The organism is Polaromonas aquatica (genome assembly GCF_042659145.1).
GTDB lineage: Bacteria > Pseudomonadota > Gammaproteobacteria > Burkholderiales > Burkholderiaceae_C > Polaromonas > Polaromonas aquatica.
The window spans coordinates 1-20,946 of sequence record NZ_JBHSRS010000084.1 but is presented as its reverse complement, the minus strand read 5'-3'; the positions used below and the strand labels follow the sequence as shown (position 1 = coordinate 20,946).

At 61.4% G+C, this 20,946-nt stretch carries 22 protein-coding genes; 20 read left to right on the top strand and 2 right to left on the bottom strand.

Translation table 11 applies throughout. From position 1 onward, the window contains the following. The first annotated feature begins 43 nt into the window (after nt 1–43). The 6 genes from ACFQND_RS21315 to ACFQND_RS21290 are packed head-to-tail and all read left to right on the top strand — an operon-like array spanning nt 44 to nt 4,869. Nucleotides 44–424, top strand: coding sequence for a hypothetical protein (locus ACFQND_RS21315; protein WP_371439553.1), 381 nt, complete (start codon nt 44–46; stop codon nt 422–424). Nucleotides 425–441: 17 nt separating this feature from the next. Continuing rightward, on the top strand, nt 442–1,575 hold the full coding sequence (locus tag ACFQND_RS21310; protein WP_371440068.1) for a hemin-degrading factor: 1,134 nt from the start codon (nt 442–444) through the stop codon (nt 1,573–1,575). A gap of 27 nt (nt 1,576–1,602) precedes the next feature. Then, on the top strand, nt 1,603–2,562 hold the full coding sequence (locus ACFQND_RS21305) for a heme/hemin ABC transporter substrate-binding protein (RefSeq protein ID WP_371439552.1): 960 nt from the start codon (nt 1,603–1,605) through the stop codon (nt 2,560–2,562). Then, nucleotides 2,559–2,942, top strand: a complete 384-nt coding sequence (locus ACFQND_RS21300; RefSeq protein ID WP_377414534.1) for a VOC family protein — start codon at nt 2,559–2,561, stop codon at nt 2,940–2,942. The genes ACFQND_RS21305 and ACFQND_RS21300 overlap by 4 nt, the downstream gene beginning before the upstream one ends. Next, a complete protein-coding gene (locus ACFQND_RS21295) occupies nt 2,939–4,009 on the top strand; it encodes a FecCD family ABC transporter permease (protein ID WP_377414531.1) in 1,071 nt (356 codons plus the stop codon). The genes ACFQND_RS21300 and ACFQND_RS21295 overlap by 4 nt, the downstream gene beginning before the upstream one ends. Next, complete coding sequence (locus tag ACFQND_RS21290; protein WP_377414528.1) at nt 4,006–4,869, top strand: heme ABC transporter ATP-binding protein; 864 nt, start codon at nt 4,006–4,008, stop codon at nt 4,867–4,869. The genes ACFQND_RS21295 and ACFQND_RS21290 overlap by 4 nt, the downstream gene beginning before the upstream one ends. 15 nt (nt 4,870–4,884) lie before the next feature. Here the strand turns inward: ACFQND_RS21290 and ACFQND_RS21285 are convergent, their stop codons facing one another. Continuing rightward, a complete protein-coding gene (locus tag ACFQND_RS21285; protein ID WP_377414525.1) occupies nt 4,885–5,679 on the bottom strand; it encodes a TOBE domain-containing protein in 795 nt (264 codons plus the stop codon). 118 nt (nt 5,680–5,797) lie between these two features. Here ACFQND_RS21285 and modA point away from each other — a divergent pair, with 118 nt between their 5' ends. Genes modA through modC form a run of 3 tightly spaced genes read left to right on the top strand, consistent with a single transcriptional unit; the run spans nt 5,798 to nt 8,372 of the window. Next, nucleotides 5,798–6,553: a molybdate ABC transporter substrate-binding protein gene (gene modA / locus ACFQND_RS21280; RefSeq protein ID WP_371440067.1), complete on the top strand. Its 756-nt coding sequence runs from the start codon at nt 5,798–5,800 to the stop codon at nt 6,551–6,553. A gap of 44 nt (nt 6,554–6,597) precedes the next feature. Further along, the gene (gene modB, locus ACFQND_RS21275; protein ID WP_377414522.1) at nt 6,598–7,290 is read left to right on the top strand and encodes a molybdate ABC transporter permease subunit; all 693 of its coding nucleotides are present in this window, start codon (nt 6,598–6,600) and stop codon (nt 7,288–7,290) included. Continuing rightward, entirely contained in the window at nt 7,287–8,372 is a 1,086-nt protein-coding gene (gene modC, locus ACFQND_RS21270; protein ID WP_371439546.1) for a molybdenum ABC transporter ATP-binding protein, read from the top strand. Before modB ends, modC begins: the two co-directional genes overlap by 4 nt. A gap of 236 nt (nt 8,373–8,608) precedes the next feature. Here the strand turns inward: modC and ppsR are convergent, their stop codons facing one another. Then, nucleotides 8,609–9,430, bottom strand: a complete 822-nt coding sequence (ppsR, locus tag ACFQND_RS21265; protein WP_371439545.1) for a posphoenolpyruvate synthetase regulatory kinase/phosphorylase PpsR — start codon at nt 9,428–9,430, stop codon at nt 8,609–8,611. A gap of 199 nt (nt 9,431–9,629) precedes the next feature. Here ppsR and ppsA point away from each other — a divergent pair, with 199 nt between their 5' ends. The 11 genes from ppsA (at nt 9,630) to ACFQND_RS21210 (ending at nt 20,639) form a co-directional block, all read left to right on the top strand. Continuing rightward, nucleotides 9,630–12,029, top strand: a complete 2,400-nt coding sequence (gene ppsA / locus ACFQND_RS21260; RefSeq protein WP_371439544.1) for a phosphoenolpyruvate synthase — start codon at nt 9,630–9,632, stop codon at nt 12,027–12,029. A gap of 108 nt (nt 12,030–12,137) precedes the next feature. Continuing rightward, nucleotides 12,138–12,434, top strand: coding sequence for a hypothetical protein (locus ACFQND_RS21255; protein ID WP_371439543.1), 297 nt, complete (start codon nt 12,138–12,140; stop codon nt 12,432–12,434). Then, nucleotides 12,425–13,030 carry a tetratricopeptide repeat protein gene (locus ACFQND_RS21250; protein ID WP_371439542.1) on the top strand — a complete coding sequence of 202 codons (606 nt, stop codon included), beginning with the start codon at nt 12,425–12,427 and terminating at the stop codon, nt 13,028–13,030. Before ACFQND_RS21255 ends, ACFQND_RS21250 begins: the two co-directional genes overlap by 10 nt. Next, a complete protein-coding gene (locus tag ACFQND_RS21245) occupies nt 13,017–13,277 on the top strand; it encodes a DUF4212 domain-containing protein (protein ID WP_371439541.1) in 261 nt (86 codons plus the stop codon). The genes ACFQND_RS21250 and ACFQND_RS21245 overlap by 14 nt, the downstream gene beginning before the upstream one ends. Before the next feature lie 3 nt (nt 13,278–13,280). Next, nucleotides 13,281–15,392, top strand: a complete 2,112-nt coding sequence (locus ACFQND_RS21240; RefSeq protein WP_371439540.1) for a sodium:solute symporter family protein — start codon at nt 13,281–13,283, stop codon at nt 15,390–15,392. 201 nt (nt 15,393–15,593) lie between these two features. Continuing rightward, nucleotides 15,594–15,962 (top strand): 30S ribosomal protein S6, encoded by a 369-nt coding sequence (rpsF, locus tag ACFQND_RS21235; RefSeq protein WP_371439539.1) that lies wholly within the window; start codon nt 15,594–15,596, stop codon nt 15,960–15,962. 7 nt (nt 15,963–15,969) lie between these two features. After that, nucleotides 15,970–16,257, top strand: a complete 288-nt coding sequence (gene priB / locus ACFQND_RS21230; RefSeq protein WP_371439538.1) for a primosomal replication protein N — start codon at nt 15,970–15,972, stop codon at nt 16,255–16,257. A 10-nt stretch (nt 16,258–16,267) separates the two neighbouring features. Continuing rightward, nucleotides 16,268–16,552 (top strand): 30S ribosomal protein S18, encoded by a 285-nt coding sequence (rpsR, locus tag ACFQND_RS21225; protein ID WP_341904919.1) that lies wholly within the window; start codon nt 16,268–16,270, stop codon nt 16,550–16,552. Between the two features lie 12 nt (nt 16,553–16,564). Continuing rightward, nucleotides 16,565–17,017, top strand: a complete 453-nt coding sequence (gene rplI, locus ACFQND_RS21220; RefSeq protein WP_371439537.1) for a 50S ribosomal protein L9 — start codon at nt 16,565–16,567, stop codon at nt 17,015–17,017. Between the two features lie 180 nt (nt 17,018–17,197). After that, a complete protein-coding gene (gene dnaB, locus ACFQND_RS21215) occupies nt 17,198–19,663 on the top strand; it encodes a replicative DNA helicase (protein ID WP_371439536.1) in 2,466 nt (821 codons plus the stop codon). A 100-nt stretch (nt 19,664–19,763) separates the two neighbouring features. Continuing rightward, nucleotides 19,764–20,639: an NUDIX hydrolase gene (locus ACFQND_RS21210; protein ID WP_371439535.1), complete on the top strand. Its 876-nt coding sequence runs from the start codon at nt 19,764–19,766 to the stop codon at nt 20,637–20,639. Nucleotides 20,640–20,946: the final 307 nt, after the last annotated feature.

Below are 20,946 nucleotides of genomic sequence, written 5' to 3'. Positions count from 1 at the left end.
TTTTTTGCGCCTGTGTTTACTGCCAGCCATGAAGGACCGAACCATGAGCCAGATTCCAGACCACGGTATCAACGACCCCGACCTGCGCGGCGACGCGCAGGCTGACAAATCCTGCGAGCCGCCTTGTGCGGAGGCCCTGATGGCGGGAACGCTGGCGCTCATGACGGCGCATGCGCAGCCTTGTTGCACGCAGCACCGCCAGCAGGTGGCAGCCAGGGTGGCGTCCAACCTGGTGTTGCTGTCGCAGCACCCGCTGATGTCGCCCGGCTTTCATGCCGTTGCCTGGAAGCTGCATGCGCAGTGGGTCCTGCAAACACAGGCCGGGCAGGGCGGCCAGGCCGAAGCTGCGGGGCGGGCTGACGATGCCCCCAAACCAGACCATTCCCGTGCCCTGTGGCACACAACTCCCGAGGTAATTCAATGAGCGCCGTTCTTCAAGCCATGACTGAAAAATCAGCCACCAGCCCATCCACATCTTCCGTGCCATCCGATGCCCTGAGTGCGGCGGCCATCCGCGAGCAGTTTCAGGCGGCACGCCACAGCGGCAAACGGGCGAAGGACGCGGCCGAAAGCCTGGGCTTGAGCGAAGGCCAGGCCATCGCAGCGCACACCGGGCAGCATGATTTTGCGCTCAAGGTCACGCCGCTCAAAGGGTCCTGGGTGGAACTGCTGCAGGCGCTTGAACTGTGCGGACCGGTGATGGCATTGACGCGCAACGAGTCCACGGTGCACGAAAAAACCGGCGTCTACCAGAACATCAGCGCCAGCGGCCACATGGGCCTGGCGCTGGGCGAAGAGATTGACCTGCGCCTGTTTTTCAGCCGCTGGCATGCGGGCTTCGCGGTGTTTGAGCCTGCCAACGACCCGAAAAACCCGGCTTCGCAAAGCCTGCAGTTTTTTGATGCACACGGCGTGGCCATCCACAAGGTGTTTGTGCGCGCCGAGACCGACCGCACGGCGTTCAACGACATCGTGAGTCAGTTCACGGACCTGGACAAGGCGACTGCGTTTGGCAAGGCGCCGCCAAAGGCCGACATCAAACCCGATGCCGAGCTGGACGCTGCCGGTTTTGCCGAGGCCTGGAGCAAGATGACGGACACGCACCAGTTCTTCGGCCTGATCAGCAAATTCGGCGCCGAACGCCAGCAGGCTTTCCGTCTGGTTGAAGGGCGGTTTACCGAGCGCGCAAAACCGGAAATCGTTCGTGCATTGCTCGACGAGGCGGCTGTGGACGGCACCTCCATCATGGTGTTTGTCAGCAGCAGCGGCTGCATCCAGATTCACAGCGGACCGGTCAAGCGCATAGAACCCATGGTCACGCCGGCAGCGAAGTGGATCAATGTGCTGGATGCGGGTTTCAACCTGCACCTGCGTGAGGACATGATCCAGAACGCCTGGCTGGTGCGCAAGCCGACCGAAGACGGCGTGGTCACCTCGGTGGAAGTGTTCGACACCAACGGCGACCTGATGGCCATGTTCTTCGGCAGCCGCAAGCCAGGCATCCCGGAGCAACAGGCCTGGCGTGACATCGCAGCGCGCCTGCCGCGGCTGGACAAGGTTGCGGTCGCGCTTTGAGTGTTTTGAATTGGCGAAAGAAACCTGATGAACGGCAAGTCCATGAAACCCACGCGGCAAACACTTTCCCGGCGCGACGCGTTGCGCCACCTTTCCCTGCCTCTGCTTGGCTCGATCACTTCAGTAACAGGCGTCTGCGCCTTGTCTGCGACTGCTGCGCTGGCCCAGACCAGCCGTCCGCCGCGCATCGTCTCCGTCAGTGGCGCCACGACCGAGATCGTCTACGCGCTGGGGGCTGAAAAGCAATTGGTAGGCACAGACACCACCAGCCTGTACCCGGCTGCTGCACTGCAGACGGCCAAGGTGGGGTATATGCGTGCGCTCTCCGCGGAGGGTTTGCTTTCGCTCAAGCCCGATGCTGTGATTGGCACGACGGAGGCCGGCCCCAGCGTGGTGATGGACCAGATACGTACGGCGGGCGTGAAGGTTGAACTGGTGAATGCCGACCATTCCTGGGGCGAGGTGCAGCGCAAGGTGGCCGCCGTGGGGCGTGCGACGGCGCGCACTGCAGAAGCCGCAGCCCTGCAGACCAGGCTGGACGCGCAATGGGCCGAAGTGCTTGCCTCCGTTGCCAAACAGACCGGACGCAAGCCCAAGGCCATTTTTATCCTGGCGCATACCGCCAGCCCGCAGGTGGCGGGCGACAGAACCGCCGCTCACGCCATGCTGGCCTATGCGGGCCTGGACAACGCATTGGCCGGGCAGGGAAACCCCGCCAGCTTCAGCGGTTACCGGGCCATGACCGCCGAAGCCCTGGTGGTGGCCGCGCCCGATGTGATCGTCACCACCACACAAGGCCTTGAAGCCAGTGGCAGCATTGAAAAATTCTGGTCGCGTGCCGGCCTGGAGCTGACGCCTGCCTACAAGCGGCGCTCGCTGGTGGCACTTGACGCGCTGTACCTGATTGGTTTTGGCCCGCGCCTGCCGCAGGCTGTGAGCGAGCTGCACCAGCAGGCCCTGAAGTCCGTGGTCAGGAGCGCTGCATGATCGAAGTCCTGTGCGCCCGCACTCCCGCCGTTCTGCACAGCCCGGAGCTGAAACGCGCGCTGGCTTTTTACCGCGATGCCTGGGGTTTTGCCGTCAGGCAGCAGGTGCCGGGCGTGCTGGCCATCCTCACGCGTGAATCCGTCACGGTGCAGCTGTGGCAGCGCCGGGGCGACATGGCTGCGCAAACCTTTGCATGCCGATTGCTGGTGGACAACATCGAGCTGTGGCAGCTCGCCCTGCAGTCGGCCCCGGGCCAGGCAGCGCAGGCCTTGACGGAAGAGCCCTGGGGCACCGAGTTTGGCCTGAGCGACTGCGACGGCAACCGCTTGCTGCTGGTGCAATCCGCCCCGCACAAGCTTGGCCGCAAAGCACGCATATGAAGCTATTGGACTATCTCGGGTTGCACAAGCGGCCCCCGGCACGCACCGTGCTGATTTTTGGCGTGCTGTTGCTTGCTATCAGTTTTATAGCTGGTAGCGCTCGCGGTGCCTACGCCATCAGCCCTTTTCAGCTCATGACCGTGGTGTGGGACATGTTGACGGGCAATTTGTCCGGCGGGCAGGCCTCGCCCGAGCACATGGTGTTCATGAACATCCGGCTGCCCCGTCTGCTGCTGGGCGTCGCCGCGGGTGCGGCGCTGGGTTTGTCCGGTGCCTTGATGCAGGGATTGTTTCGCAACCCTCTGGCCGACCCCGGCCTGATAGGTGTCAGCAGCGGCGCCGCGCTGGCGGCGGGCGCCACCATTGTCATGGGCAGCCTGTGGTTCCCCGAGATGTCGCGCACGCTGGGCAGCTGGACCCTTGTGTTGGCGGCTTTTCTCGGCAGCCTGCTGGTCACGCTGCTGGTCTATTCACTGTCGCAACAGGGCGGGGCGACGCGGGTGGGGTTGATGCTGCTGGCCGGTATCGCCATTAATGCGCTGGCGGGCGCGGGCCTGGGTTTCCTGACCTTTCTGGCCAGCGATGAGCAGTTGCGCAACATCCAGTTCTGGCTGCTCGGCAGCCTGGGTGGTGCGCGCTGGAGTGCTGTCGCCCTGGTGGGCTGCATCGTGCTGGTGGCGGTGCTGGCGGGCCTGACGCTGGCCAGGCCGCTGAATGCCATCGCCCTTGGTGAATCGCAGGCCGAACTGCTGGGCGTGCCGGTGGAACGTGTCAAACGGTTTGCCGTGCTGGTGACGGCGCTGGCGGTGGGTGCTGTCACAGCGACTACCGGTATCATCGGTTTTGTCGGGCTGGTCGCGCCGCATTGTGTGCGGTTGGTGGCCGGGCCAGACCACCGTGTCGTGCTGCCGGGCTCGGCCCTGCTGGGTGCCGCCCTAGTGCTGCTGGCCGACAGCGTGGCGCGTACCGTGGTCAAGCCTGCGGAGCTGCCATTGGGCGTGTTGACAGCGTTTGTCGGTGTGCCGTTTTTCCTGTTGCTGCTGCGTCATTTCAGGAGCCGCCTGTGAACGCGCGCAGCATGGCTGATTTTTCAAAACTGGCGGCAACTGCTTCGTCTCAACCGTCTGCGGCTTCAAGGCTGGAGGCATTTGATGTGTCCGTGGCCATGGCCCACAGGACGCTTTTGCACACTACGTCGGCCCACTTCATGGCCGGGCAGGTCACGGCCATTCTCGGGCCCAACGGCGCGGGCAAGTCCACGCTGGTGTCTGTGTTGACCGGCCAGCGCAAACCCGGCGAGGGCCGTGTTGATATGGGTGGGCAAGCCTTGCACGATCACCTTCCGGGCGAGCTGGCGCGGGTACGGGCCTTTGTGGCGCAGGAAACCCAGGTCGCATTCGACTTCACGGTGCGTGAGGTGGTGGACCTGGGGCGCTACCCGCACCGCAAACAGGCCAGCACGCAGGAGGCTGCAATTGCGCTTTCGGCCATGCAGGGGACCAAAGTCGAGCACCTGGCCGAGCGTGCGCTCAACACGCTTTCGGGCGGCGAGAAGGCGAGGGTGCATCTGGCGCGGGCGTTGGCGCAGGTTTGGGAAAACATGCGAGAAAACAGTACGAGGTGGCTGCTGCTTGACGAGCCAACGGCGGCACTTGATTTGCAGCACCAGCACCGCGTCCTGCAGCTGATGCAGGATTGGGCGAGCACGCAGGGTATAGGCGTTGTGGCCGTGCTGCATGACCTGAACCTGGCGCTGCGCTACAGCGACCGTTGTGTGGTGTTGCAGCAGGGGAAAATGGTGGCCAGCGGCGTCACTGCCGAAGTGTTGTCGCCGGAATGCATTGCCCGGGTCTGGGGCGTTGCGGCGCATCCGGTCAGGACGCCTGGCTTCCCCGGCTTGCTCCAGTATGTGTTTGAGGCGTCCTGAAGTGTCCTGAGGCGATCAGGCGGCCAGCGCAATCACCACGGCCGATTCATCCACCTGGGCCAACACACGTGCCCTGGCTTTGAGGCCGCTGCCGGCTTCGGCAAACCCGACCAGTTGCAGGCCGGCGTCCAGTTGCAGCGACACCTCGTCACCTGCCTTGCTGCGGCTGACACGCACAGCCTGCCCGCCCAGCGATTGGGCGTTTGATACCCCTGCATCCGCTGAAAAAGGTATCACCCGGACAGCCGTTGCCTTGCACAGCGCCAGCACCTCCTGCCCCTTTTTCAAGCCCAGCAGCTCGGCGCTGGCCCTGGTGATGCGCGAAACAAGCAGGGCCTGGCCTTCCGACCCGGCCGTCCGCAGGTACACGCGCACCACCTGGCCTTGTACGGCTATCTTTTCGACCTTGCAAGGCAACTGGTTGCGCATGCTGGTGCGTACGCTCATGTTGGAAAGTACCGGCAGCGCGCGCGGCAGCAACAGCTCATTCGAGCTGAAGGAGGCAAAGACCTGGCTGCGGGTTTCGTCGAGCAGTCTGGCGATGGAGAGCAGCTTCTGGCCAGCCTGTGTGATGCTGGCGCCGCCGCCCTTTGCGCCGCCCACGGTGCGCTCGACCAGCACCACGCCTGCAAGGTTGGTCAGGGTGTCTATGGCCTGCCACGCGGCCTTGTAGCTGACTTTGGCTTCGCGTGCCGCTTGCGAGATCGAGCCGCTTTCTGCAACCAGCCGAAGGATTTCAATCCGCTTGTCGGCCGGTTCGTGGCTCAGCGCGCTGTTGAACGACAGGGCCGTGGCTGCAGGTTTTTTCATGAACTTGTTTTCTGCCGGGAGGGCAGGGTAGCGCTATTCTAAAATAGAATAACGAAGGGCTGGCCCTGAATTCTGGGCAAAAGCCTCCCCTGACTATCTAACCACTGGAGCACCCGTGATGTACCGACCCCTGTTGAGATTGCTGCCTGCGCTGCTGGTGATGCTGGCTTCCGCATCTGTCCTGGCCGAGGAGGTCCAGGTTGCCGTTGCTGCCAACTTCACCGCTCCCATGAAGCTGATCGCGGCAGATTTTGAAAAGGACACGGGCCACAAGACGGTGCTGTCTTTCGGCGCAACCGGGAAGTTTTACGCCCAGATCACCAACGGCGCGCCTTTTGATGTCTTTCTCGCGGCCGATACCGAGACCCCGGCAAAGCTCGAAAAAGAAGGCGCGGCGGTATCCGGCAGCAGCTTTACTTATGCGACTGGCCGGCTGGTGCTCTGGTCCGCCAAACCCGGGGTGGTGGACGACAAGGGCGCAGCGCTGCTGCGCGGCGAGTTCAAGCACCTGGCCATCGCAGCGCCCAAACTCGCACCGTATGGCGCGGCGGCCATTGAGACCATGACCAAGGTCGGCCTGCTGCCCAGCCTGGAACCCAAGCTGGTGCAGGGCGAAAGCATAGGCCAGACCTTCAGCATGATCGCGTCGGGCAATGCCGAGCTCGGTTTTGTGGCTCTGTCGCAGGTGTTTGAAGACGGCAAGATCAAGAGCGGCTCAGCCTGGGTAGTGCCAACCAACCTGCACAGCCCGATTCGCCAGGACGCCGTGTTGCTCACGCGGGCCAAAAACAACCAGGCCGCCGTGCAACTGGTCGCTTACCTGAAGACCGAAAAAGCCAAAAACGTGATCCGGTCTTTTGGCTACGAGCCCTGAAATCCGGTTCTGAACCAGACATCAACCAAAGATAAAAGCTGCGAATGCTGGGTAATGCGGAGCTGCAGGCGATAGCGCTGACCATAAGGCTGGCGGGCACCACCACGCTGATTTTGCTGCTGGTGGGCACGCCGCTCGCATGGTGGCTGGCCCGCACGCGTTCCTGGCTCAAGGGCCCGGTCGGCGCGCTGGTGGCATTGCCGCTGGTCTTGCCGCCCGTGGTGCTGGGTTTTTACCTGCTGGTGCTCATGGGGCCAAACGGCCCCGTCGGCCAGGTCACGCAATCGTTGGGTTGGGGCCTGCTGCCTTTCAGTTTTGCCGGGCTGGCTATCGGCTCGGTGTTTTATTCCATGCCTTTTGTCGTGCAACCGCTGCAAAACGCCTTCGAGGCGATTGGCGACAGGCCGCTGGAAGTGGCGGCAACGCTGCGTGCCTCGCCGCTGGATACCTTTATCAGCGTTGTGTTGCCACTCGCCAGGCCGGCGTATTTGACGGCAGCCGTGATGGGCTTTGCGCACACCGTAGGCGAGTTCGGCATTGTGCTCATGCTGGGCGGCAACATTCCCGGCAAGACGCGTGTGATGTCGGTGCAGATCTACGACCATGTCGAGGCGCTGGAATACACCCAGGCGCACTGGCTGGCCGGCGGGCTGCTGGTGTTTTCCTTCCTGGTGCTGCTGGCGCTGTATATCCTGCAGCCCACCGGACGCCGCCGCCTGCGCGTACAGACCCCATGAGCGGCAACGACGGCATCAGGGCAACATTCAGCCGCCGCAACGGCGATTTCCTGCTCAATGTGAAGCTGGACTTGCCCGGGCGTGGCGTCACGGCGGTCCACGGCACTTCGGGTTCGGGCAAGACCACTTTCCTGCGTTGCGTGGCAGGGCTGGAGCGTGCCGGCTCCGCATACCTCTCTGTCAATGGCGAGGTCTGGCAGGACGAGCGTGCCGGCGTCTTTCTGCCGGTGCACAGGCGCCCGCTGGGCTATGTTTTCCAGGAGGCCAGCCTGTTTGCGCATCTGGATGTGCAGCGCAACCTCGACTACGGCCTGCGCCGCGTGCCCGCCGCCGAGCGGCGCGTGGCGCTGGACCAGGCGATCAAACTGCTGGGCATTGAAAAACTGTTGCAGCGGCGCAGTGACACGCTGTCCGGCGGCGAGCGGCAGCGCGTCGCCATTGCCCGCGCTCTGGCCACCAGCCCGCGCCTGCTGCTGATGGACGAGCCGCTGGCTTCGCTGGATGTGCAGCGCAAGGCCGATGTGCTGCCTTACCTTGAGCGCTTGCATGACGAGCTGGACATCCCGGTGCTTTACGTTAGCCACGCACCTGACGAAGTGGCCCGGCTGGCCGACCATCTTGTACTGCTGGAGGCCGGGCGTGTGGTGGCCGCAGGGCCGACCCGCGAGCTGATGACCCGCATGGACCTGCCGCTGGCCCATGGCGACAGCGCCGCCGCCGTCATTGAAGCCACCGTGAACCGGGTGGAGCCGCAGTACCACCTGAGCCATGCCGGGTTTGCCGGCGGGCAGATCAGCCTGCTCAACCCGTCCCTGACAGTCGGCCAGCGCGTGCGTGTGCGCATACAGGCGCGCGACGTCAGCCTGACGCTGCAAAAGCAGGAAGGCACCAGTGTGCTGAATATATTTGCCGTGACCGTCACCGGCATTTCCGCCGACAGCCCGGGCCAGGTCATGGTCGGGCTGGATGCAAACGGCAGCACCTTGCTGGCCCGCATCACGCAAAAGTCGGCCGATGCGCTTCAGCTGCAGCCCGGCAGCCGGGTCTATGCGCAGGTCAAGGGTGTGGCGGTTTTGGGCTGATGCGTCCTGGGCGCTTGTAGATTGCTATCAATAAAATAGCTGGCTGCGCAGGAGCAACAAGGGCCAGAGGTGCTTTCAGGCTTGAAAAGTGGGCGTTTTCACTGAAAACAAGGCCCAAAGCTGGCCGGGATAGCCTTCTGAAGCCCGTTGGGGCTCATTTTTTGCATGAAATATGCCCCAGGCCCTCATAATATACGCGCAGCCAGCTATAAAAACGATAGCGAAAACCGGGCATTTCAATACACCAGCCGCTCCGGCCTGATCTCCTGCAGGATGGTGGTGGCGATTTCTTCAATCGACTTGGTGGTGGTCGACAGCCAGCGTATGCCTTCGCGCCGCATCATGGCTTCGGCCTCATGGATTTCCTCGCGGCAGTTGGCCAGGCTGGCGTACTTGGAGTTGGGCCGCCTTTCGTTGCGTATCTGGCTCAGGCGCTCGGCTGCAATCGTCAGGCCGAAGATCTTTTTGCGGTGCGGCACCAGCGCCGGCGGGAGCTGGCGGCGCTCGAAGTCTTCCGGGATCAGCGGGTAATTGGACGCTTTCAGGCCATATTGCATGGCCAGGTACAGCGAGGTCGGGGTTTTGCCGCTGCGGCTGACGCCCACCAGGATTACGTCGGAGCCAGCCAGGTCGCGGTTGCTCTGGCCGTCGTCGTGTGCCAGCGAGAAGTTGATGGCCTCAATGCGGTCGTCGTATTCCTTGCTTTTGGAGGCGTCCGAAAACCGGCCCACGCGGTGGTTGGACTTCAGGCCCAGCTCGACTTCCAGCGGCGCAACGAACATGCCGAACATGTCCAGCAGCATGCCGTGGCAGTTCGCCTTGAGCACCTCCAGGATCTGCATGTTCACCAGCGTTGTGAAAACAATGGGCTTGTTGCCCTCCAGCTCGGCCGTGTGGTTGATCTGCCGGATGGCCTGGTGCGCCTTGTCCACGGTGTCGATAAAGGGCAGGCGGACGTGGCGCGGTTTCATCTCGAACTGGGCCAGGATGGCGTTGCCAAAGGTCTCGGCGGTGATGCCGGTGCCGTCGGAGATGAAAAATACGGTGCGGTTGGGCATGGGGGCCTGTACGGGGTTGTTCGGGTGGATTCAGGAATGTGAAAGGCAGGGGCGAGGCATTTTTCCGGACTGGCCCCTACAATTAGGGTAATTATCCAGATTCTGACCTCATGCCCCGCTCCAACCCCTTCAAACAACAACAAGGTTGCCTGCCGCGCATGACGGACGCCCCGGTTTTTAAACCTCCCGGAGTATTTTCATGTCCAACCTGTTTGAGGCGACCGCCCTGGTCGTACCGTTTGAAAACCTGAGAATGTCAGATGTCGAGGCTGTAGGCGGTAAAAACGCCAGCCTCGGCGAGATGATCTCGCAACTGCCCACCGGACCCCAGGGCGTGCGGGTGCCTACCGGATTCGCCACGACGGCCCATGCCTTTCGTGCCTTTCTGGCCCACGACGGGCTGGACAAAAAAATCAACGCAGTGCTCGATGCACTCAATACCGACGACGTCCGGGCGCTGGCCGAGGCCGGTGCAAGGATCCGAGCCCTGGTGGAAGCCCAGCCTTTCCCGGCCGACTTCGAAAAAGCCGTGCGCGAGAGTTTTGCCACCCTGAGCGCGGGCAACGCCCAGGCCAGCTTTGCCGTGCGTTCGTCCGCCACGGCTGAAGACCTGCCCGACGCATCCTTTGCCGGCCAGCAGGAAACCTTCTTGAACGTGGTCGGCATCGAGGATGTGCTGCACAAGATGAAAGAGGTGTTTGCCTCGCTCTACAACGACCGTGCCATCAGCTACCGCGTGCACCAGGGTTTTGCCCATTCCGACGTGGCCCTGTCTGCCGGTGTGCAGCGCATGGTGCGCAGCGACAAGGGCGCGGCCGGCGTGATGTTCACGATTGACACCGAAAGCGGTTTTGAAGACGTGGTTTTCATCACCTCCAGCTACGGCCTGGGTGAAACCGTGGTGCAGGGCGCCGTCAACCCCGACGAGTTCTACGTGCACAAGCCCATGCTCAAAGCCGGCAAGCGCGCGGTGATCCGCCGCAACCTGGGCAGCAAGCTGCTGCAGATGGAATTCACCACGGCCGATGAGAAAAAAGCCGGCGGCAAGCTGGTCAAGACCACTGACGTGCCGACCGAATTGCGCAACCGTTTTTCATTGACGGACGACGACGTTGAGCAACTGGCCCGCTACGCCCTGATCATCGAGACGCATTACGGCCGCGCCATGGACATTGAATGGGGCAAGGACGGCACCGACGGCCAGCTCTACATCCTGCAGGCGCGCCCGGAAACCGTGAAAAGCCAGGCCAAGGGCAAGGCCGAGCAGCGCTACAAACTCAAGGGCACGGGGACGGTACTGGCAGAGGGCAGGGCGATTGGCCAGAAGATAGGCACCGGCCCGGTCCGCATCGTGCACGACATCAAGGACATGGACCAGGTCCAGCCCGGCGACGTGCTGGTGACCGACATGACCGACCCGAACTGGGAGCCGGTGATGAAGCGCGCCAGCGCCATCGTCACGAACCGCGGCGGCCGCACCTGCCACGCCGCCATCATTGCGCGCGAACTGGGCATCCCGGCCGTGGTCGGCTGCGGCGACGCGACCGAGCAGCTGAAAGACGGCATGCTGGTCACCGTGAGCTGCGCCGAAGGCGATACCGGCAACATCTATGACGGTCTGCTGGAAACCGAAGTCACCGAAGTGCAGCGCGGCGCCATGCCCCCGATTGACATCAAGATCATGATGAACGTGGGCAACCCGCAACTGGCTTTTGACTTCTGCCAGATTCCCAATCAGGGCGTGGGCCTGGCACGTCTCGAGTTCATCATCAACAACAACATCGGTGTGCACCCCAAGGCCATCCTGGACTACCCGAATGTCGATGCCGACCTGAAAAAGGCCGTGGAAAGCGTGGCCCGCGGCCATGCCTCGCCACGTGCGTTTTATGTCGACAAGGTCACAGAAGGCATCGCCACGATTGGCGCGGCCTTCTGGCCCAAGTCCGTGATTGTTCGCCTGTCCGACTTCAAGTCCAACGAATACCGCAAGCTGATTGGCGGCTCGCGCTACGAGCCGGAAGAAGAAAACCCGATGCTCGGTTTCCGCGGCGCGGCACGTTACCTCAGTGCCGACTTTGCAGAGGCTTTTGCCATGGAATGCGAAGCGCTCAAGCGCGTGCGCAACGACATGGGCCTGACCAATGTTGAAGTCATGGTGCCGTTTGTACGCACGCTGGGCCAGGCCGAAGCCGTGACCAAACTGCTGGCGCAGCACGGCCTCAAACGCGGCCAGGACGGCCTGCGCATCATCATGATGTGCGAGATACCGAGCAATGCGGTGCTGGCCGACCAATTCCTCGAGTACTTCGACGGCTTCTCTATCGGCTCGAACGACCTGACCCAGCTCACCCTGGGCCTGGACCGTGACTCCGGCCTGGAAATCCTGGCGAAGGACTTTGACGAACGCGACCCGGCCGTCAAGGCGCTGCTCAGCATGGCGATTGCCGCCTGCAAACGTCAGGGCAAGTACGTCGGTATCTGCGGCCAGGGCCCCAGCGACCACCCGGACTTTGCCCAGTGGCTCAAGGAAGAGGGCATAGGCTCCATCTCGCTGAACCCCGACACGGTGATCGATACCTGGAAGCAGCTGGCTAAATAAAGCCTGCCTGTCTTTAGTCTGAGGGAAAACCCCGGGTGCTTTGCCGCCCCGGGGGTAAGCAATTGGCGAGTCCCGCCATGACAATCGTAAGCATCGCAACCGAACGCCATGCTTACCCTCGCCGTCACCGTCAAACTGCTTGCTGAAATTGCGCTGCTGGCGCTGGCGGCCCAGGGTCTCGTTGGCCTGCTGTCCGGCGCGGCCAAAGACCGCAACCCCATTTACCGCCTGCTGCAGCTGGTAGCCAAACCCTGGGTATCTGCCGCACGCTGGTTTTCACCGCGCATCGTGCTGGACCGCCATGTCCCGCTGGTGGCTTTCTTTGCGTTGCTGCTGCTGTGGGCTGCGGCCACCATCACCAAGATCAGCATCTGCCTGCAGATAGGCGTGGCCTCATGTCAATGATGCGGGTGGCCTTACAGCGCTTGTTCCTGAAAGTGCAGGCCGTGGTGCTGCTGGCCTTTGGGCGCAGGCAAAACGCGGCGGATAAATTTGAACGCATGCTGCGGCTCCAGCCCACAGACGGCTACGCATTGGCCAGCCATGCTCACGTGCAGGTGCAACTGGGTAATTTTGAAGCCGCCATTAAAAGCCTGCTGCAGCTCACCGGCGTCCGGCCGCAAGACGCATCGGCCTGGTTCAACCTGGCGTATGTGTTGCAGCAGGCAGGCCGCCATGACGAGGCCGAACCTGCATTCCGAAAAGCGCTGGCGCTTGATGCCCGCATGGACCGGGCCTGGTACGGCCTGGCACTGGTCTTGATGACGCAGGAGCGCTTTGTCGAGGCAGCACAGGCGCTGAAGAAAAATACCGAGTTGCAGCCCATGAGCCCGCACGGCTGGTACCGGCTGGCCGAAGTCTGGCTGGCATTGGGGCAACCCGTGGAAGCCCGAAAGGTGTTGGGCCACCTGCGCCAATTTGAACCCCGGGTGGCCGAACAGCTTGAGCGCGACCGCGCCTTTTCAACCACAAAGCCGGTGCTGTCCGATGCCGCACACTGAAAGCCATCGTAGCTACTGGCGCAAGAACCGCATCGTCATTGCGGTGCTGTTGCTGATCTGGTTCAGCGTCACGTTTGGCGTGAGTTACTTCGCACGTGCGCTGAACTTTACTTTTTTCGGCTGGCCCTTCAGCTTCTGGATGGGCGCCCAGGGCGCCTTGCTGGTTTACGGCCTCATCATCGGTTTTTACGCCTGGTACATGAACCGCCTTGACATAGAGCATGGCGTGGAAGAAGAGGACGACTAGAACGTGGCAGGTTTTTTCGGTACCCGTGATGGCGTCAGGATGTCCAGCCAGCAGTTCCGGGCGCAGCTCAACCGCGTCTACAGCTGGTACACGGCCGGTTTTGTGGCCTTTGTGCTGGTGCTTGCGCTGGCAGAGCGCATGGGCCTGCCGCGGCTCTGGATAGGCTTCACATTTTTGATGGCGACCATCGCCCTTTACGCCGGCATTGGCGTGATGAGCCGTACAACGGATGCATCCGAATACTATGTGGCCGGTCGCCGCGTGCCGGCGGTCTACAACGGCATGGCCACGGGAGCGGACTGGATGTCTGCCGCCTCCTTCATCGGCCTTGCCGGCACGCTCTACCTCACCGGTTACAGCGGCCTGGCGTTCATCATGGGCTGGACCGGAGGCTACTGCCTTGTCGCGCTTGTGCTGGCGCCTTACCTGCGCAAGTTCGGCCAGTTCACCATCCCGGATTTTCTGGGTGAGCGCTACGGCGGCAACCTGCCCAGGCTGATAGGCCTGGCCGCCGCGATCCTGTGCTCATTTACCTACCTGGTGGCACAGATTTATGGTGTGGGCCTGATCACTTCCTATCTGACTGGGATCGCGTTTGAGCTGGGTATTTTTCTCGGCCTGGGCGGTATCCTGGTTTGTTCCTTCCTGGGCGGCATGCGCGCCGTCACCTGGACGCAGGTCGCGCAGTACATCATCCTGGTGGTCGCCTACCTGATTCCCGTGGTCTGGCTGTCGGTCAAACAAACCGGCGTGCCGGTGCCGCAACTGGTGTATGGCTTCCAGCTTGAGAAAGTCACGGCCAAAGAAAAAGAGCTCATTGCCGACCCGAAAGAGCAGCAGGTGCGTGCCCTCTACGGCCAGCATTCCGATGCCTTGCTGGAAAAGCTCAAGCACCCGGAGGAGTCGCTTGCCGCCGACAGGCTGGCCGCCAACAAGCAGCTGGAATCACTTAAAAACGGTAACGCCTCGGTTGCGGCAATCTCTGCCGCTGGCAAGGTGATGGCCAATATGCCCAGGGACGAAGCAGCCGCCGTCAAGGCCTGGACCGCTGCCCAGGTTGCGGCCGAGAGCAAGACCCGGCCGCTCAATGGCATGCCGCCGCACGCCACGCAATTTGCAGGCGACCCGGATGGTACGCCCAAGGAGCAGGCGCTGTACGACACTTCGCGCCGAAATTTCCTGGCACTGGTCTTTTGCCTGATGGTTGGCACAGCCGCCTTGCCGCATATCCTGATGCGTTACTACACCGTGCCCAGCGTGCGCGAGGCGCGCCAGTCCGTGACCTGGTCGCTGTTTTTTATCATTTTGCTGTACCTCACTGCGCCTGCGCTCGCGGTGCTGGTCAAGTACGAGGTGTTCACCGGGCTGGTCGGCATGCCGTTTGACCGCCTGCCTGCGTGGGTCAATACCTGGAGCAGGGTGGACCCGGCGCTGCTGTCGGTGGTTGATGTGAACAAGGACAACATCCTGCAGCTCAATGAGCTCAGCATCAGCGGCGACATCATCGTGCTGCTGACGCCGGAACTGTCCGGGCTGCCTTATGTGATCTCTGGCCTGGTGGCGGCTGGCGGGCTGGCGGCGGCGCTGTCCACCGCCGACGGTCTGCTGCTGACGATTTCCAATGCGCTGGGCCATGACCTCTATTACAAGATGATTGACCCCAACGCCTCCACCGTGAGCCGGGTTACGGTGTCCAAAATCCTGCTGCTCATGGTGGCCCTGCTGGCTGCCTATGTGGCGGCGCAAAAACCGGCGGACATCCTGTTCCTGGTTTCAGCCGCTTTTTCGTTTGCGGCGGCGTCCTTTTTTCCGGCGCTCAGCCTGGGCATTTTCTGGAAACGCGCCACCGGCACGGCTGCCGCATTGGGCATGATGTCGGGCTTGTGCGTAACTTTTTACTACATGCTGGTCAATCAACACTGGCTGCGCGCGACCTTTGGAATTACATCGCCTATCCAGCTCTGGTGGGGGATCGATCCGATTTCTGCCGGGGTTTTCGGCGTGCCGGTTGGTTTTGCCGTGATCATTCTGGTCAGCCTGGTCACCCCGAAGCCGCCCCGGAAATCCCAGGATCTGGTCGAGTACATCCGTTATCCGGACTTAAAAAGCCTCTGAAACCAGGCCCGCCAAAACGGAGCGGTGTCCGTACAAGTCAAGCCGTGGAACCGGCTTCGCCGGGCCACAGGCGGGCGGCCCCCTCGGGGGGCAGGGCGCTACACGCAGTGAGCAACCGTGGGGGTGCTATAATCATGGGCTTCGCCTTGCTGCACCCTTAACGACGCTGGGGCAGCTTTTACCTAACCACAAGGAGAGTTTATGCGTCACTATGAGATCGTCTTGCTGATCCACCCGGATCAAAGCGAGCAAGTCCCAGCCATGCTGGAACGTTACAAGGGCATGATTACCGCCGGCGGTGGAACCGTGCATCGTGTTGAAGATTGGGGCCGCCGCCAGCTGGTGTACCTGATCCAGAAACTCGCCAAAGCCCACTACCTTTGCATCAACATTGAAGCCAGCAAGGAAGTCATGGAAGAAATTGAACACGCGTTCAAGTTCAACGATGCCGTTCTGCGCCACCTGACTGTTGTCAAGAAGAAGGCTGAAACCGGCCCGTCACTGATGATGCGCAACGTCGAACGCGAAGAAGCGCGCAAGACCCAGCAAGCGGAATACGCAGGCAACTGATCATTCATTGAACCAGGTAAACCTGACCGCGCGTATCGCCGAGGTAAGTCCTCTTCGCTACACGCCAGCCGGAATCCCCGCCCTCAACCTCGTCCTCGAGCACGAGTCTGAAGTTGTTGAGGCAGGTGTCACAAGGCAGGTCAAGCTGACAGTAAGAGCGGTTGCTTTTGGATCGCTGGCAGAAACCACAGGCCAGCTCGAATTAGGCAAGCCCCACCTGTTCACCGGGTTCATGATCAACGCACGTACAAGCAAGAGCATTGTTTTACACATTCAAGCCATAAACCTGATTTAAGGAGTCCATCATGCCCGGACCAAAACGTTTCAACAAAGACAAGCGCCCAAAGCGCAATACCCAATCCCTGCTGTTCAAGCGCAAGCGTTTTTGCCGCTTCACAGCTGCTGGCGTTGAAGAAATCGACTACAAGGATATCGACACCCTGCGCGATTTCGTAGCCGAAAACGGAAAAATCATCCCCGCACGCCTGACCGGCACGCGCGCGATTTTCCAGCGCCAGATCAACACCGCCGTCAAGCGCGCTCGCTTCCTCGCGATGCTGCCTTACAGCGACCAGCACCGTACCCTGTAAGGAGCCGAGACCATGCAAATCATTCTGCTCGACAAAGTCGTTAACCTCGGCAACCTTGGTGAAATCGTCAAGGTCAAGGACGGCTACGCACGCAACTTCCTGATCCCTTCCGGCCGCGCCCGTCGCGCCACGGAAGCCAACAAGGCCGAGTTCGAAGCCAAGCGCGCCGAACTCGAAAAAGCTGCGGCTGCCAAGCTGGCCGAATCGCAAGCCCAGGGCGAAAAGCTCGGCGGCACCAGCATCAAGCTCACGCAGAAAGCCGGCGTTGACGGCCGCCTGTTCGGCTCGGTGACCAACCACGACATCGCTGCCGAGTTGACCAAGCAGGGCTTCGCCGTTGCCAAGTCGCAAATCCGCATGCCTGTTGGCCCGCTGAAAATCGTGGGTGACCACGCTGTCAGCGTTGCCCTGCACACCGACGTGACGGTTGACATCACCGTGACCGTGTTGGGCGAAACCGCTTAAGCTGTTTACGGCCTCCCAAAAAAGCCGCTCATTGAGCGGCTTTTTTCATGGCCGTTTGCGCCCGCCGGCTGTGCACATGTTCCGGCTGCATTTCCACCCGATTTCCACCGTTTATCCACAGCCTTATCCCGCAGGGTTCTGCGCTCCCGGCGTACCATTTACCCTCTCTCAAGGAAACCCATGTCCGCCGTACTTTCCACTTTCGACGACCCCGGTTACAGCCCTGACCGCCAGATTGCCCAGTTGCGTATTCCGCCGCACTCCATTGAGGGCGAATCCAGCGTGCTGGGCGGTCTGCTGCTCGACAACGCAGCTTGGGACCGCGTGGGCGACCTGCTGGTGGACCAGGACTTCTACCGTGCCGAACACAAGCTGATTTATGCTGCAGTCGGTGCGTTGATCAACGCATCCAAGCCGGCCGACGTCATCACGGTGTACGAGTACCTGCAAAACCAGGGCAAGGCCGACGAAGTAGGGGGCCTGAGTTACCTCAACTCACTCGCCCAGTACGTGCCAAGCGCCAGCAATATCCGCCGCTATGCGGAGATCGTGCGTGAGCGCGGCATCCTGCGCAAGCTGGTGTCTGCCAGCGACGAGATAGCTACCAACGCCTTCAATCCGCAAGGCAAGGACGTCGCGACCATCCTCGACGAAGCCGAGCAGAAGATCTTCAAGATCGGCGAGCAGGGCTCGCGCATGAAAGAAGGCTTCCAGAGCATGGACACGCTCGTCGTGAACCTGCTGGACCGCGTGACCGAAATGGCGGAGAACCCGCAGGATGTCACGGGCGTGCCCACCGGCTTTTACGACCTGGACCGCATGACCTCGGGCTTCCAGGCCGGCGACCTGATCATTCTGGCCGCGCGGCCCTCGATGGGTAAAGCGCAGCCGTTGGATGCCCGCATCCGTACCCGAACCGGCTGGACGCGCATGGGCGATCTCGCTGTTGGCGACGCGTTGGCCTCTGTTGATGGACAGCCCTCCATCGTTACTGGTGTTTTTCCTCAAGGTAAAAAAGAAGTCTTTCGCATCACCTTCTCTGACGGCCGAAGCACGGAATGTTGCGCGGAGCATTTGTGGCAAGTCCAGTATCGGGAATGGGATGCCCCCCGAGTCGTCAATACGGCAAAGCTGCTTGCAATGCTGGAGTGCAAACGCTATGTCAACCGCCTGTGGATAGAGCCGGCCTCTGGAGACTTCGGTCACGATGAGCCAGTGCCTGTTGACCCATGGGTACTGGGCAGCCTGCTGGGTGATGGCAACCTTACGGGGAGCGGAACAGTCCGCTTTTCAACAGCAGCACCGCAGATGCTGGAGTTGATGTCAACCGGGCTCGGTGAAGGCATGCGCATGACGCACGCTGGTCGCTATGACTGGCGTATTGTGCGAGAAGGTGGTGCCCATGCCGCAGGCGTTCAGGGTGTGCAGGCCAACCCACTGCGGCAGAGCCTTCAGACTTTGGGCCTGTCTGGCCTTGCAAGCGACCACAAGTTCATTCCCCGTCTTTATCTTGAAGCTCAGAAGCCGGTTCGCCTTGGCGTTTTGCGTGGCTTGCTTGATACCGACGGATGGGTTGAAAAGTGGGGCACAGTGAGGTTTTCAACTGCAAGCCATCAAATGGCGAAGGATGTGCAGGAGCTTGTGCGTTCTATCGGCGGCTGGTGCTCCATCAATCGCAAGCAGCCACATTTCACCAATGTAGCAGGCATGCGTATGGCCGGCTTGCCTGCCTATGTATGTTGTATCTCGCACCCTGAGCCCAAGTCTCTTTTTACTTTGGATGAGAAAGTGGCGAGAGCACCCGCTCAATGGAAGCGTACAAAGCGCCTTACCGTTACCTCAATCGCGCCCAGCCGTACAGCCGACTGCCAGTGCATTTCAGTCAGCCACCCCAGCAAGCTGTACATCACCGATGAAGACGTGGTGACTCACAATACTGCACTGGCCATCAACATCGCCGAAAACGTGGCGCTGCTTGAAGGCCTGCCGGTGGCCGTGTTCTCCATGGAAATGGGGGCCTCGCAGCTTGCCGTGCGTATCGTCGGCTCCATAGGCCGTATCGACCAGACCCACTTGCGAACCGGTGCACTCACAGATGAAGAGTGGCCGCGTTTGACCGAAGCGATTGAGAAGCTGCGCACCGTCTCCTTGCATATCGACGAAACGCCTGGCCTGACCGTGAGCGAGTTGCGCGCCAACGCCCGCCGCCTGGCCCGCCAGTGCGGCAAGCTCGGCCTGATCGTGGTCGATTATTTGCAGCTCATGAGCGTGTCCGGCGGCATGGCCGAAGAAAACCGCGCCACCGCCGTGGGCGAGATCTCGCGCGGCCTGAAGATGCTGGCCAAAGAGTTGCAGTGCCCGGTGATCGCCCTGTCGCAGCTAAGCCGCGGCGTAGAGTCCCGCACCGACAAACGCCCCATGATGAGCGACTTGCGCGAGTCCGGCGCCATCGAGCAGGATGCCGACATCATCATGTTCATCTACCGCGACGAGTACTACACCAAGGAAGCCTGCAAGGAGCCCGGCGTCGCCGAGGTCATCATCAGCAAGCAGCGTAACGGTCCGACCGGCACGGTCAAGCTGGCCTTCCTCAACCGCATTACCAAGTTTGAAAGCCTGGCCAATGGGGGAAGCGGGGACTTTTAAGGCAAGCGCAAATGCAGTAAACGCCTGCTTCCCGTCATGCAGGGGACTGCAATGGCAAGGGATGTCTGCTAGCCTGCGCTGACATCAACAAAGACATGCCATGGAACTGAACAATCAAATCGTCGCCGGACCCGCGCGTCCCGCCGCAACCGTCATCATGCTGCGCGATGGTGCCGACGGCCTTGAAGTCTTTCTGCTCAAGCGCCACGGCTTGTCCGATGTGCTTGGCGGCGCCTACGTGTTCCCGGGCGGTAAGGTAGACGAGGGTGATGCCGAACTCGACATGGCTGCCCACCTGGACCAGCCACTGGGCGAACTGCACAGCGCATTGAACGAACCAGGCATTGATGCGCAGACGGCCGCAGGCCTGTATGTGGCGGCGGTGCGCGAGGCGTTTGAAGAGTCCGGAATATTGTTTGCACAGGGCGTCACCCATGAGCTTGCAACACGTGCAACTGCGCTGCTGCGTGAAGGCCAGGCCTTTGATGAAGTGCTGGCCCAGATGCAGCTGCGCTTGCAGACCAGCAGCCTGGCGCCCTGGTCGCGCTGGATCACACCTGTCGTGCCGTCCATGATGAGCAAACGGTTTGACACCCGCTTTTTTGTGGCGGCAGTACCCGCAGGCCAAACAGCCGTACACGACAACCATGAGGCGACAGAGAGCGTCTGGCTAAGGCCAAGGGCCGCTCTTGAGCAATACCGTGATGGCCACATCGTGCTGGCGCCGCCGCAGATCATGACACTGGCGCATTTGACACGCTACAGCCATGTACAGCACGCGCTGTCGGATGCGCGCAGCCGCATGCCACCCGTGATCCAGCCCGAGCCGTTCGAGCACGAAGGCAATCGCGTGGTGTGTTACCCCGGCGACGAGCGGCACCCCATTAAGGAGAGGGCCATGCCAGGCCCGACGCGCCTACGTCATCGAAACAAGCAGTTTGAGCCTTTTGACGGGTTTGATGTGTTGTTTAATTAAGCTGGTTCGTTTGCCGAGAAGTTCATTGGACCTGAGGGATTCAGCGTTGGACGAGGGATGCATCGCGAGCTCGCGTGACGAGTCGGCGGATACCGCATTGAAGGTCGAGTTACCCATCCAGTCTGAGTGTTTGGCAAGCTCTGGGGGTTAGAGTAGGCAATTACGCACGAAAAAAAGCCAAGTTAGTCACTTGTGTTGAATTGCGCTGAAACCTGACCCAATCTTGGAGTGAACCCCTTGGGCTGGACCACTGGGTTCATCAGAATTAAGCCGCCTCCTGAGCGAGTTGCAATTCAAATTCGTTGGG